The sequence below is a fragment of the Segatella maculosa DSM 19339 = JCM 15638 genome, from assembly GCF_000382385.1.
Lineage (GTDB): Bacteria > Bacteroidota > Bacteroidia > Bacteroidales > Bacteroidaceae > Prevotella > Prevotella maculosa.
Genome location: NZ_KB908323.1, coordinates 108,640 through 121,916 on the forward strand (window position 1 = coordinate 108,640; position 13,277 = coordinate 121,916).

Genomic DNA, 13,277 nt, shown 5'->3' on the forward strand with positions numbered 1-13,277 from the left:
AAGTCTCCCCCAGCCCCTCCGAAGGAAGGGGAGACCGAACTTACGAGTTAATAATGAAATAAAGTGATGAATTAAAAGGAGAAAGAACAATGAAAAGACAGATATTCTTAAAAGCAAGTCTGTTGCTCGTGGCCGGAATGCTGGCGGCTTGCAGCAGCAACGATAATGAGAACAACGGAACAAAAGACGGCAAGGTAGACGTAGCCAAGGCCGTGGAATTCCGAGTAGACTTTGCCGACTATAATGCTGATGAGGAAACGAAAGCAACACGGGCTACCGATGATCAAAAGAATGACACCATCGCCAAGCAATACGTAGACCTCGGGAACAACCTCTTGGCCGAAGTGACTGTGCAACGCGACACGGCTAAGACCCCGTCCTTGACCAACACCCGTGCCTTGGAAAACGGCACCTACACGATGTTGGCTTATCAAGGCAGTACGTACAAGGGCGAAGTTACGGGAACAATAACGGGCGGTGTATTCCACTACTCGAGCGATAAGGTCATCGACTTGGAACCCGGAACATATGATTTCGTGCTCTTGAACGACAAGCTGACGCGCAACGGCAACAACTTTACCGTGGCAGAAGCCGATGCCCAAACAGCCCTGATAGGAAGAACGACTTACACTGTGACCGCAACACCTACCCATCAGAAAGTGACGTTCCAGATGAAGCACGTCAGTTCGCGTATCCGTCTCAAGTGGACAAGCTACACGTCCATTGTCAACCCGGTGGGAGATTTCTGGGCAAACGGCATAATACCGCACACTTCGGTTTATCACCCGGAAACGAACACTTGGACTGTAGCAACAACCGATAGCGGACCTTACGGCCCAATGACCTATACCGGTGGCAATACAGCCGATGAAAATGACATCTACAGCACCATCAGTAACTATTTGTATTTCCTTGCTCCGGCAGAGAAATCAGACATGCACTTCAACTTGGGCAATACACAAAGTAAGACTTACAACGGTCAAATTATAAACTTCATCCTTTCGTTCCTCAACCTGCCTAACGCCTCTTCGATTGACTTGAAACCCAACAGTTCCTACCTCATCACCTACAAACTGATGTACAATTTCCTCTACCTGATGAGTGACGGCTCGACAGGTTTTCTCAATGAAACTATTTATGGAAGTGGCTCTAAGACGCCAATAGCTATCGTATTAAGTCAAAGTAAACACATGGCGATAGCACTAAAAGATGTCAACGGAGGTGATCTAGAGTGGGGGCCATATTTTGTACAGAGCAATACGCACATGGTAATGAATTTGGCTGATGCATTAAATAGTTCGGCCACGAGTGGGTATGATGAGACATGGGATGCGAGTTACTCAACCCATGCCGTAACCGGCGAAAAGATTAAAGGGAAAAATCCTGATTTCCCTGCTTTTTATGCAGCAGCTCATTACGATCCGGGGATAGCTTACACTGGAACTCCCGCACTGCAATGGTATTTGCCTTCAGCGAGTGATTGGACGTGGGTGTACTCCGTTTTAGGCTTTAGTGACAAAACGAAAATAACTGACATAGGATATTTTCCTTGTCACAGTAGGTTGATTGATATTGCTTTTACACAGGTAGGTGGCAAATTTCTAAAAGATTTTGGTGGCGCTCTCTTGGCCCCAAATTATTGGTCGAGTACGGAGTATCATACTTCTAGAGCTTTTAAATGTAGCGGAGCTATAGATTACATGAATTGGCTTGAGGAATCAAAAGATATACATTTATCTGTTCGTGCTTTTGTGAAATATTAAATACAAGGCTATAAGCAATTTTTATCAATATAATTTTTAACCCGCTTATGAATGAAAAAGAGGCAAAGACGGAGGGCGTAGAGAGGAACGTGGACAGGCAATCGTAAGGCTGGCGATGCCAACTCCGAGGACAGGTTTTGTCTACTCCTACTTTAGACGAGATGTAGTCCTACTTTAGATGGCATGTAGTCCTACTTTACATCATGTGTAGTCCTACTTTAGACAAAGCCTCGTCATGGAAGCCCACCCCAGCCCCTCCCGAGGGGAGGGGGTTCGCCACTCGGCAGACGCTATATCCCTCTGTCGGCGCCTCGGCTTCAGACGTAAGCACAAAACAATTCTAATTATGGCTTTTTGGAAGAAAATCCAGATGAAAATCAACAAGAAGTGGTATCCCAAATCTGTGCTGGTGGGAACCCCCGTGAGTACCGAACAACTGTGTAAGCGCATCGGCGCCGAGTCGACGGTCAGTCCGGCCGACGTGCGTGCCGTGTTCACCGCGTTGGCTCCAATCATGGCCGACTATATGTCGCAGGGTCGCTCGGTGAAGCTTGACGGCATTGGCTCGTTCTACTTCACGGCCGTGTCGGCCAAGGGCGGTGTGGACGCGGCCGAAAAAGTGTCGGCCAATCAAATCGTTGGCGTACGTGTGCGCTTCAATCCCGAGACGCGCTTCACCAAGAACGGTTCGGGCACCGGCAAGCACGCCACCCGCGGCCTGACCGACACGCCGATTGAGTGGGAAGAATGGAAAGGCGAGGAGAAAAAGAAGAAGAAGAAAAAAGAGGAAGGAGGAATTGGGCAGCACGGGAATTAGGAGCCCACAAACCCACCCCCGACCCCTCCCGAAGGGAGGGGAGGAGAGCCTCCCCCCCAGCCCCCTCCAAAGGAGGGGGAGCTGCGAGCTTGAGAGGAATTAGGTTGCACGCTGTTTGTGCTCCCCTCCTTCGGAGGGGTTGGGGGAGGTTCCCTGGGGTTTTAGATTTTAGGAGGTCTTCCAGCGGGAAGTCTCTTGGGGAGGGCGCACGACTTACCAGCATTTAATCAAACTCAAAATCAAAATCCAATTTTATGATTAACTCGCTTGTCGGTGTTGCCCTCCCCGTTTTAATACACACCCGGGAAGGCCTCACCCAAAAACCTCCCCCCAACCCCCTCCGAAGGAGGGGGAGGCTAAGCTTGCAGGCAATGATGAAAAATGCATGATAAACAAAATAGACCTTGTGAACTAAAGTGTTCGCAAGGTCTATTTGCATTTTACTCCCCTCTCCTTGGGAGAGGGGCTGGGGGAGAGGCTTCTTCTCCCCTCCCTCGGGAGGGGTTAGGGGTGGGCTCCCGGGGGTGGGCTTCACTTCCTTCCCTTTGAAGGGGCTGGGGTGTTTTTCTTAGGTTTAGTGGGCTTCCTGTACGTCTCATTATCCACCACGATGGACTTTTCTTTAAGGTCCATTGCCACGCTCACCGTGACGGGGTGGTCGAGTCCCTCGCGAGAAAGCGCGATATAGGCAGTGGTGCTGTCCTTTTCGAGCAGACGCCATGTGGTGTAGTTGCTGTTGAGTTTCACGCATTTCACGCTGCCGTCTGCACCCAAGATGATTTTCTGTGAACCGTCATAGCTTCGGTATTCGCCCGCATTGGCTTTCAGGAAAGCCGTGTCGACAGGCTGTTCTTCAACTTTAACGGCAGGCTGTTGTGCCGTGTTCTTGCTTTGGTTGTTGCACGCCGTGAGCCCCGTTGCGAGTACGATGGCGAGGATAAGGATTTTCTTCATGTGATTATCGTTTATAGTGTTACAGTCGCAAAAGTATGAAATTACACGCGTTTCTGCAAGCATTTAAGCTTTTTTGCGAGTTCGTTACAGCCTTATTGAGAAACAAATCAGTCTTCATAGGGCACAAATAGGGGTGACATTGCCATGTTAAACGGGCTATTGGCGATAGTCTCCCATGGTCAATTCCTGTTGGAGAAAAGAATAAACATATCCTGCACTTTGATAATACCACCCGGTGCGCTTATCTTGTAGTCTGTCAAAAGTGTCCGAGTTGTAGAGCACTTCCAAAGCTTCGATCTGCGAATAGTGCCAGTCTTTCATGAGCAACTCAATGAGTTCGGCACTCAAGTCTTCTTTCATCATCTCAATCTGTTCGTCAGTCAGTGCCATGCTTCTTTAATTTTGATATTGCCAATTCGGTTCCAAAGAAATACTGAAAGGTTATACCGCGTGCGTATTGCAATTCTTTAATAAGTTGTGTTATGGACAAGAACCCTGCTTTGTAACGGCGCAACTGAAAAGTAACACCATCATCGGCTATCGGTCCAACGACTACATCGTAGTTATGGCAAGGTTGTGGGACGCTAATGTCTCTGTTCTTAAGCACGAACTCTGCCCATTCTGCACTATAGCCCCCAAAAGAAAGGACCTTTAAGCTGCCGTCTTTTAATCGTGACTCGTCAAAATCATATTCATTAAGGGTAGGTTTTCCTTCAAGTAGAATGGATGTTCGCTGCTCTGCCATTCTGATTGCTTGTGATTTATCAGCCGACAGATAAAAACCTCTACCGAAATCTTTATAAGGTTTTGATTTTGCAAGGTCGATTTCTGTTATTTCTATGTTTGAACCGTGGTATAGGATCATTGCTTCTATTGTAGTCCTCCGCCGTTGCGTTGACAGATGATGGATATGTCGTGTAGGCTTTCTTCGAACGATTTGGTGTGCAACACGTCATAGAATGCCTGCAAATAATCGAGTCCCTTATAGCGTTTGAGATAGTTCAAAGCTTGTCGTTGACCAAGGTTGAATTTCTTGGCAAACTCGGCTATCAATGCAATGGTGTATTTTAGTTTGTTCAGTTCTTCTCTTGCCATATCCTATTATGTTAATATAGGGCAAATATAATGGTTCTTTTTCATATTTACAAACATTTAAGACGAAAAGCGTTGCTTTGATTTCAGATGCGTTCGTGTTATTTTGATTGTATGTACCTTGCGAAGACAATACTTATAAGTTTACACATTGAACTTTATGCCATGTGACATTGCTGAGATACGTGGACAAGCATAAAAGTTCAATGTCCAAAATCCAATGCTCAAAACCGAGAAAAGCCTACTCGTACACGAAAATCTTATAGGCTTTCAGGGCTCCGGGCGTCTCTTTCTCAGTGCGTGAGAGGTGTTGCAGGCCGGTGACGGTTTGCACTTTGCCGAGGTCGATAACCAGAAGATGAGGGAAAGGCGTGCCCTTTACGGTTTGCCAATAGGTGGATTCCTGAAGGTCGAAGGCCTTGTCTCCGGTGTGATTGCCGTCTTCGTCTTCGCTGTCGGCATACTTCGTGGTCCACGAATCGCGCGGAATACGACTTCCGTTTGCGTCGAGTGCGTCGAGTTCGGCTATGGCCACGTAAGGCTTTGTGCCGTGAACGCTCTCACATTCGAGGGCGATGTAGCGTCCTTTGGCAGGCTTGTCGAACATAATCGTCTGCCAGTTTCCGCTGCCCGAAAGCTCGCCTTGTGCCACAGGGTGGGCCGAGTTGAGGTCGGGACGGTCGCCGGGATTGTTGTGCTTGTTGGTCTTTTCGAGTTGCAGTTTATTCAGTTCGGGTTCGCTTTGTCCCCAAACAACGGGCTGTTTTGGCCCGACAACGTCCAAGACGATGATTTCATTGCGTCCTTTCTTCAACCAACAACCCGGCAGATAGAGCGTCTGTTGAGGGCCGATATGCCAGAAACGACCCAGCGCATGACCGTTCACATAGACCTGACCTTTGCCCCATTGCTCAAGGTTAAGGAATGTATCGCCCGTCTTTTTCAAGTCGAAATAACCGCGATAGTAGCCGATGTTTTGCTTAGGAAGACGCACAGGAGCGAAGCAGTGAGTCTCATCCAGTTTGTCGAATGCACGTCGTGCGTCTTGATAGCCATCGGGAATAGGCATAATGGCCCAGTTCTTGAGGTTATAAGTTACCTCGTGTCCGTCAATCTCTGCATCAATGGTCACGCTTTCGGTGATGCCTTTGAAATCCTTAATGGCCCGTCCGAAGTTGATACGGCCCATAGCTTCGACGAGTATCGTGAGGTGTTGGCCCTTTTTTACGGGTGGAAGCATCAGCGTCTTCTCATTCTTCACCCGGTCGATAACGCCGATTGGTTTGTCGTCGATGAAGATTTGGGCATAGTCGTGACCGTCGTTGAGTGACAACCTGCTGCGCGTAGCAATCTCGGGGAGGATTGTTGCATAGACCATCACGCCCCACCCCATGTCCATTTCCTCAAAGGTCTTCGTGTCACGGCTTAGCGTAGGAATGGTGAGGCTGTAGATAAGGGGCGAGAATTCGGCGAGCGTCAGCTTCGGAATCGTGATGACAGGCGCGGCCGGCTTAGGCACATCGGGCAGCTTGTCGCTGTACTTCGCCATCGTATTGCGCAGTGCAAAGAACTTGGGGGTAGGCATACCGTATTCGTTGATGGGTGCATCGTAGTCATAAGACGTCACATCGGGAGCGAAGCCCGGACTATTGGCACCGGCCCAATGGCCGAATGACGTTCCACCGTGGGTCATGTAAAGCGAAAAGGAAATGCCCTTGCGCAACATCTCGTCGATACCTTCCACCATATCCTTTGCCGGTCGTGTCTCGTGACGTGCACCCCACTTATCGAACCAGCCACTCCAAAACTCCGAACACATCAATGGAGCCTCGGGGCGCAGTTGCTTGAGCCGCCTGAACTGCTCGTCGATGTTCGCCCCCGTACCGAAGTTCATCGTCCAAACGAGGTCATCAAGTCCGTTATGTTCGAAGTTGCTGGCCCAATCACATTGGAACAATGTCACCTTATCAAAGCCCGAAGCCTTCACGATATCCCGTATTTCTGACACATATTTCTTATTGATGCCGTAAGAACCGTATTCGTTCTCCACCTGTACCATGATGATGGGACCGCCGTTCTGAATAGTCAAAGGGGCCAATTGTCGCCCCACTTCAGCCTCGAAAGCCTTCACTCGCGCCATGAAGTAGGGGTCGTCTTCACGCAAACGGACGTCTTTCCTCTTCAAAAGCCACCAAGGCAGGCCGCCCATTTCCCACTCGGCACACACATAAGGACCGGGACGCACGATGACATACATGCCGTTCTTGCGGGCCAACCGGCAGAATGCCGCCACATCATTGTTGCCTGTGAAGTCGAACTGCCCCTCCCTTTGCTCGTGAATGTTCCAAAACACGTAAAGACAAAGCGTGTTCATGCCCAAAGCCTTGCACATTTTGATGCGTTGTTCCCAATAAGGTCGCGGAATACGTGGGTAATGTAGCTCGGCCGCCTTGATGACGAACGGCCGTCCGTTCAGCAGGAAAGTGTTCTTGCCCACAGTGAAGTCGCCTCCACGGGCTGATGGCACGGCAAAACTCAGCAGCAATGCTGCAGCAATGGTCCTGATGTATGAAAAGATGTTCATGCTTATGGTTTTTAATCAATTAATCCTTTTCGCTCCTCTATCATGGGCTCACTGTCGGTTTCCTTAGATAAAGCTCAATGATACAAGTGCAAAGATACGGATTTTTGGGGAAATAAGCATGCCCGAACTCCCCGGATATCCACACCAGTCGCCCCAAAACTACGCCAACGCTCTCTTCACAAACGCCCTCACTTCCCGCCTTGCAATGCCCAATCGGTGCTCCGTGCTCTTGTATCTCATGTCCAACGCCTTGGAAATCTCGCCAACCTTCATACCTTTATATATATGGAGGCGATACACCTGCCGCTGTTTTTCCGTCAAACGGGCGATGCCTCGCTCCAGAATCTCAAGCGTCTCAGCAGCCGAATAGACTGACATCGGGTCGCAATCCAAGCCATCCTGTCCACCTTTTATATAATGTTCGTATTCCGTGATGCACTGATGATGCCGCCAATCGTCGCAAATCAGGTTCCGGACCATCGTATATACCAAGCAAGGAAGGGTAACCGGCGTAATCATTCTGCCCATAGTCATCAGCCGCAGGAAGACATTCTGCACGATATCTTCAGCCTCTTGTCCTCTCTGTTTCAGCTGTTTGGCCACGAAAAGCTGCACTTCTTCATAGTGCTTTTTATAATAATCAGCAATCACACTGAAGTTGGTCTCCCTGTCTTTCATGCTTCGTTCGAGTTTGTTATGGGTTATCGCTCTCGCAAAGATAAGGCTTTTTGAGTTGTTTGAAGACATAAACGGCATCATTTTTACAGCAAAATGCCCAATCCGACCATTTTGTTACATCATGAAAACTTTATGATTACACATGCAAAGAAACATGATCCCGACCGCAACAACTCTCCACTTTATTTCCTACCTTTGTAGCATCAGACACGCCGTTTGTCGTTTATTTATTTATTACACGATGGAAAAAGAAATAAAAACACAGTCTCTTGCGCATCGAAATTTCATGCGTATAAACCTCTTGGGCAGCCTTTTGATTGTCGCATTCGACGTCGCACTCACCGTGTATGGGTGGGGTTGCGACAGAATCCGGTGGGGATATCTGGTGATTTACTCCCTCATTATCTGCCTATCCTATTTCTTTGGCGGCGTAATCGCCTGGAAATCATTCACCGAGAAGCATTGGCGCAACATGGTCGGCCGCCAACTTTTCGTCGGCAACGCACTCGTTTTGATTTTCTGTCTGACCGTCACGGGCTTCAGCATCAGCATGTTATGCATCACTTTCATATTCACTTACTTCGTTCTCGGTGGCCTATTCTCTGTGTTCGTCCTGTCACTTTGCTACTTTGTTTTCAGGAAATCGTATAACGATAGAAACTAAGACGAAACATAATATAAGCCTCCTCCGTTCCCTCCAAGGGAGAGGAAACCAAGCCATTCAAGGAAAACAACTCCGAAAAAACGCTCTTACAAACTTGCATATCCGCGTAAATTCCGTATTTTTGCACTTCATAAACCCGAAAAGACGATAGAAACAATGAACAAATGGACGAAGATTGCCCTGCTCATAGCCTTTCACGGACTCATGATGACCGATTATTATTATTGGGAAAAAGCCCGCAATGAGTTGGCAATCTACAAGACCGCGGAGGCCAATTTGCCTGCTTTCCGCGCGTTTGCCCTTAGCGAACTCGACACGTTGGGCTATGTGTTGCTGGCCAACGTGACCATGATAGCCCTCCTCGTCGTGTGGCTCTGCTTTGCAAGAAAAAGGAAGCCGAAAGACAAGACCACTTGAAACGGTTTTTAATTTCAGCCACATTGCGATGCAATCCCAGCCATATTACACGCTAATCTCAGCCATATTGCACGGTAATATGGCTGATATTGCAAAACAAGGTATAAGTCGTTGATTTTCAATACGAATACATGTAGGGACGCACGGCTCGTGCGTCCGCTCCAACAACCATGCATATATGCCTACCATTCAACTTGAACGGGCGCACGAACCATACCGATTTGTGCGCCCGTCTCCTATACCTTATATTATATATATACCGGTTATTCCGATGAAACTCACCTTGATTGCGAGCCGACAGGTCAGTTTTTCTTCTTGTTTTCCTTTGTTGTCGTCTTCGGATGATAGCTTCCTGCGAGGGTCACATCAAACACCAAGGTTGAGTAAGCGGGTATGCCATTATTGCCTTTTGGCCCATAACCCAGTTGATAAGGAATGTAAATCAGCCACCGGTCGCCTGCTTTCATGTTCTGTAATGCTGTGGCGAAGCCATCGACCACAGTGCTTATGGCAAACTTCCTCGGCGCGTTTGTGCTTGGATTGAACTCGGTCGTCGTCCAACTTTGGTCGAAAATCCTTCCTTTGGGAAAGGTTGTCGAGGGGAGAAGACGGCCTTGATAGTGCACAAGTGCAGTGTCTGTGTAGAGTGGAAGCTGCGTTCCTGTGCCCTGTTTCAGCACTTTTACCACGATGAAGTCCTCGGGGTTCTTGCGCGTTTCGGGGAGAGACCACTTGCGAATCACCTTCACTTTCGGATTGGTTCCGGCCTCACTGACGGCTTCTTTATAGAGGTTGTTGAAGTAAGCCTCGTTCTTTGCCTGCCAATCGGGGTATTCCTCTACCGTGTTGTCGTCTTCCTTGCATGACGAAAGGCCTGCGACGGCCAGCAGGAACACGAGGATATGGAATGCATTTCTCTTCATTATTCGTCGATATTGAGTTTTTTCAACAAGCTTGTGATGCTGACACGGTCTTCCATGATGGGGCGAAGTGCGTCGATGTCAACGCGTTCTTGCTTCATCGTGTCGCGATAACGCAACGTCACCTTATGGTCGTTGGGCGTGTCGTGGTCCACAGTGACGCAGAACGGCGTGCCCACTGCGTCCTGACGACGGTAGCGTTTGCCGATGGAATCCTTCGGATCGCCATAGTGGGTGTTGAAGTGGAACTTCAAATCATTGACGATTTGCTCAGCCAACTCGGGCAGTCCGTCTTTCTTGTCCAATGGGAACACGGCGCACTTCACAGGAGCCAAGGGCTCGGGGAGCCTCAATACGACGCGTGTTTCGCCGTTTTCGAGTTGCTCTTCGGTATAACTATGGCACATCACCGAAAGGAACATGCGGTCAACACCAATGGAAGTCTCTACGTCATACGGCGTATAATTCTCGTTTTTCTCAGGGTCGAAGTACTTAATAGAGCGGCCGCTGAACTTCTCATGCTGGCTGAGATCGAAGTCGGTACGCGAATGTATGCCTTCAACTTCCTTGAAACCGAACGGCATACGGAACTCGATGTCGGTAGCGGCATTGGCATAGTGAGCCAATTTCTCGTGGTCATGGAAGCGATAGTTCTCATTTCCCATGCCAAGTGCCTCATGCCACGCCAAACGGTGGCGTTTCCAATACTCGAACCACTTCATTTCGGTGCCCGGCTGACAGAAGAATTGCATCTCCATCTGCTCAAATTCGCGCATACGGAAGACAAATTGGCGGGCAACTATCTCGTTGCGGAACGCCTTTCCTATCTGACATATACCGAAAGGTAGCTTCATTCGGCCCGTCTTCTGCACGTTGAGGTAGTTCACAAAGATACCTTGTGCGGTCTCGGGTCGCAGATAAATCTTGTTGGTTTGGTCGCTTAGGGACCCCATTTCGGTAGAAAACATCAGGTTGAACTGGCGCACGTCGGTCCAGTTCTTCGTACCGCTGATGGGATCCACAATGCCTTCGTCGAGGATAATCTGCTTCAATGCCTCCAAATCCGGGCCTTGCATGGCCTCAGTATAGCGGGCATGCAGTGCGTCGCGCTTCTTTTGGTAGTCCAACACACGCGGATTGGTCTCGCGGAACTTGCCTTCTTCGAAGCTGTTGCCATATTTCTTGGCAGCCTTGGCCACCTCTTTTTCAATCTTTTCGTCGTACTTTGCCATCTGGTCTTCAATGAGAACATCAGCCCGATAGCGTTTCTTTGAGTCGCGGTTGTCAATCAACGGGTCGTTGAAAGCATCGACATGACCGCTGGCTTTCCACACGGTTGGGTGCATAAATATGCCGGCATCGATGCCAACGATATTGCTATGGAGCAGCACCATGCTCTTCCACCAGTATTCTTTGATGTTGTTTTTCAACTCAACACCATTCTGACCGTAGTCATAAACGGCTGCGAGTCCGTCGTAAATCTCACTGCTCGGGAAGACAAAGCCGTATTCCTTGCAGTGGCTCACTATCTTTTTGAAAACATCTTCTTGTGCCATAATCGTATATTCTTCAAAGTTTTGTGCAAAGATACAATAAATATCGCGAAACAGGGTGGGTTTTATTATTTTTTATAGAAGCGGGAGGAAAGGGGTGAGCTCCATGTCATTTGGCGTTACTTTTGCTCCATTCGCCCCATGACAGCATTGACATGGCATGCCAACATTGTCCGCTAAACAACGAAACCGCGATGCGGTTTAAACGGAAACAAACGAAAACCTCACTCTCAATGCGCCCAGCAGACGTCGTCGAAAGTGAGGTTTGTGATGTATAACCGTTCTGGCAGGAACTTATTCCTGCGGGATATGTTTCAGAATTTCAAGCAGATGGTCCCACACCATTTGCACGGTCGGAATCAAAAGTGCCTCGTCTGGTGTGTGAACATTGCGCAAAGTGGGACCGAAACTCACCATGTCAAGCTCGGGATATTTCTCAGAAAAGAGGCCACATTCAAGTCCGGCGTGAATGCCTTTCACGACAGGTTCCTTGCCAAAAAGCCTCTTATAAGCGTCCACTGTGACCTTAACAAGCTTGCTGTTCGGGTTCATTTTCCACGCTGGATAGCCGTCGTTCTGGACAACATTGCCGCCGCTCAATTCGAAAACGGCTTTCACTGTGTCGGCCATATTGCGAAGATTACTCATCACATTGCTGCGTTGGCTGGCCACGACCACCACCTTGTCGGCCTCGGTCTGCACGCTGGCCACGTTACTCGAGGTCTCTACCATGGTAGCGATGGCCTCATCCTGACAGAAAGTCAGCGGTCCGTTGTCGAGAGCCTGCAAAGAAAGGATCAGTCCGCGCGAGGTTTCCCGCGGCAATACAGGCCTTGCTTCGACGCTTTCCATGCTCCAATGCATTGTCGGATCGGTCACATGGAACTCATCTTCCACTCCTTTCGTGAACATATTCCAGTCGGCCATCACCTCTTCCTTACGGTCTTCGGGCACAGCAAAGACCACTTTTCCGTCGCGCGGAATGGCATTATGCATCTTACCGGAGTTCCAATCGGCCAGCCGAAGCACCATTTTCGTCTGCTCCATATAGAGGAAACGCGCCATAATCTTGATGGCATTGGCCCGCTTCTTGTTGATATCATCGCCCGAATGTCCGCCATTTAGGCCTTTCAATGCGGCCTGCATAAAGAAGTAACCTGAGGGAGCTTGCTCGCGAGAAAAGCTGTAGGTGACGGTCGTATTGATGCCTCCTGCGCACGAAACAAATATCTGTCCCTCGTCTTCGGAGTCGAGATTGATGAGGTATTTGCCTGACATGAAGCCCGGTTTCAGGCCAAATGCGCCCGTAAGACCAGTCTCTTCGTCACGCGTGAAAAGGCATTCTATCGGGCCATGTTCAATGTCGTTGCTGTCAAGAATGGCCAGTTCTATGGCACAACCGATGCCATCATCGGCCCCCAAAGTAGTGCCTTTGGCATGCAACCACTCCCCGTCGACGTAGGTTTGAATGGCATCTTTGTGGAAATCGAAGTCCACATCGACCAGCTTATCGCATACCATATCCATGTGACTCTGCAGGATTGTCGTTGCCAAATGCTCCAAACCCTTAGTCGCCGGCTTTCGGATTAGGACGTTACCCGTCTCATCTTCCTTCACTTCGAGGCCGCGGTCGGCGGCGAACTTCTTCAAATAAGCGGCCATTTTCTCCTCATGTTTCGATGGACGAGGGATTTTGTTGATGGCCGAAAACTGCTCGAACACGCGGGCAGGTCTTAGTTCTACGTTGCTCATTTTTATATCTTTTTATTTTGTTTTTATTTTGTTCTTTTGCCGATTTATATTACCTTTGCCCATATTTTAGTGGCCAATGGCGC

At 48.9% G+C, this 13,277-nt stretch carries 13 protein-coding genes; 4 read left to right on the forward strand and 9 right to left on the reverse strand.

Annotated features, from left to right (window positions below):
- The first annotated feature begins 89 nt into the window (after nucleotides 1–89).
- Both H164_RS0106495 and H164_RS0106500 read left to right on the forward strand, forming a co-directional pair.
- A complete protein-coding gene (locus tag H164_RS0106495) occupies nucleotides 90–1,763 on the forward strand; it encodes a hypothetical protein (RefSeq protein ID WP_019967878.1) in 1,674 nt (557 codons plus the stop codon).
- A 346-nt stretch (nucleotides 1,764–2,109) separates the two neighbouring features.
- On the forward strand, nucleotides 2,110–2,580 hold the full coding sequence (locus H164_RS0106500) for an HU family DNA-binding protein (RefSeq protein WP_019967879.1): 471 nt from the start codon (nucleotides 2,110–2,112) through the stop codon (nucleotides 2,578–2,580).
- 531 nt (nucleotides 2,581–3,111) lie between these two features.
- Here the strand turns inward: H164_RS0106500 and H164_RS0106510 are convergent.
- The 6 genes from H164_RS0106510 to H164_RS0106535 form a co-directional block, all read right to left on the reverse strand.
- Nucleotides 3,112–3,534 (reverse strand): hypothetical protein, encoded by a 423-nt coding sequence (locus H164_RS0106510; protein ID WP_019967881.1) that lies wholly within the window; start codon nucleotides 3,532–3,534, stop codon nucleotides 3,112–3,114.
- A gap of 156 nt (nucleotides 3,535–3,690) precedes the next feature.
- Entirely contained in the window at nucleotides 3,691–3,924 is a 234-nt protein-coding gene (locus H164_RS0106515) for a hypothetical protein (RefSeq protein ID WP_019967882.1), read from the reverse strand.
- Nucleotides 3,911–4,399 carry a DUF3990 domain-containing protein gene (locus tag H164_RS0106520; protein ID WP_019967883.1) on the reverse strand — a complete coding sequence of 163 codons (489 nt, stop codon included), beginning with the start codon at nucleotides 4,397–4,399 and terminating at the stop codon, nucleotides 3,911–3,913. The genes H164_RS0106515 and H164_RS0106520 overlap by 14 nt, the downstream gene beginning before the upstream one ends.
- A 5-nt stretch (nucleotides 4,400–4,404) precedes the next feature.
- The gene (locus H164_RS0106525) at nucleotides 4,405–4,629 is read right to left on the reverse strand and encodes a DUF3791 domain-containing protein (protein WP_019967884.1); all 225 of its coding nucleotides are present in this window, start codon (nucleotides 4,627–4,629) and stop codon (nucleotides 4,405–4,407) included.
- Nucleotides 4,630–4,867: 238 nt separating this feature from the next.
- The gene (locus tag H164_RS0106530; RefSeq protein WP_019967885.1) at nucleotides 4,868–7,210 is read right to left on the reverse strand and encodes a beta-galactosidase; all 2,343 of its coding nucleotides are present in this window, start codon (nucleotides 7,208–7,210) and stop codon (nucleotides 4,868–4,870) included.
- 159 nt (nucleotides 7,211–7,369) lie between these two features.
- Nucleotides 7,370–7,888, reverse strand: a complete 519-nt coding sequence (locus H164_RS0106535) for an RNA polymerase sigma factor (protein ID WP_019967886.1) — start codon at nucleotides 7,886–7,888, stop codon at nucleotides 7,370–7,372.
- A 241-nt stretch (nucleotides 7,889–8,129) separates the two neighbouring features.
- Between H164_RS0106535 and H164_RS0106540 the strand changes: the two genes are divergently transcribed.
- Together H164_RS0106540 and H164_RS0106545 are read left to right on the forward strand one after the other, a co-directional pair.
- Nucleotides 8,130–8,552, forward strand: a complete 423-nt coding sequence (locus H164_RS0106540; RefSeq protein WP_019967887.1) for a hypothetical protein — start codon at nucleotides 8,130–8,132, stop codon at nucleotides 8,550–8,552.
- 156 nt (nucleotides 8,553–8,708) lie between these two features.
- Nucleotides 8,709–8,969 (forward strand): hypothetical protein, encoded by a 261-nt coding sequence (locus H164_RS0106545; RefSeq protein WP_019967888.1) that lies wholly within the window; start codon nucleotides 8,709–8,711, stop codon nucleotides 8,967–8,969.
- A 302-nt stretch (nucleotides 8,970–9,271) separates the two neighbouring features.
- On the opposite strand, the gene H164_RS0106550 is transcribed toward H164_RS0106545, so the two are convergent.
- The 3 genes from H164_RS0106550 to H164_RS0106560 form a co-directional block, all read right to left on the reverse strand.
- Nucleotides 9,272–9,892: an FKBP-type peptidyl-prolyl cis-trans isomerase gene (locus H164_RS0106550; protein ID WP_019967889.1), complete on the reverse strand. Its 621-nt coding sequence runs from the start codon at nucleotides 9,890–9,892 to the stop codon at nucleotides 9,272–9,274.
- On the reverse strand, nucleotides 9,892–11,445 hold the full coding sequence (locus H164_RS0106555; RefSeq protein WP_008564696.1) for a glycine--tRNA ligase: 1,554 nt from the start codon (nucleotides 11,443–11,445) through the stop codon (nucleotides 9,892–9,894). The genes H164_RS0106550 and H164_RS0106555 overlap by 1 nt, the downstream gene beginning before the upstream one ends.
- 291 nt (nucleotides 11,446–11,736) lie before the next feature.
- The gene (locus tag H164_RS0106560; RefSeq protein ID WP_019967890.1) at nucleotides 11,737–13,194 is read right to left on the reverse strand and encodes an aminoacyl-histidine dipeptidase; all 1,458 of its coding nucleotides are present in this window, start codon (nucleotides 13,192–13,194) and stop codon (nucleotides 11,737–11,739) included.
- Between the last annotated feature and the right edge of the window lie 83 nt (nucleotides 13,195–13,277).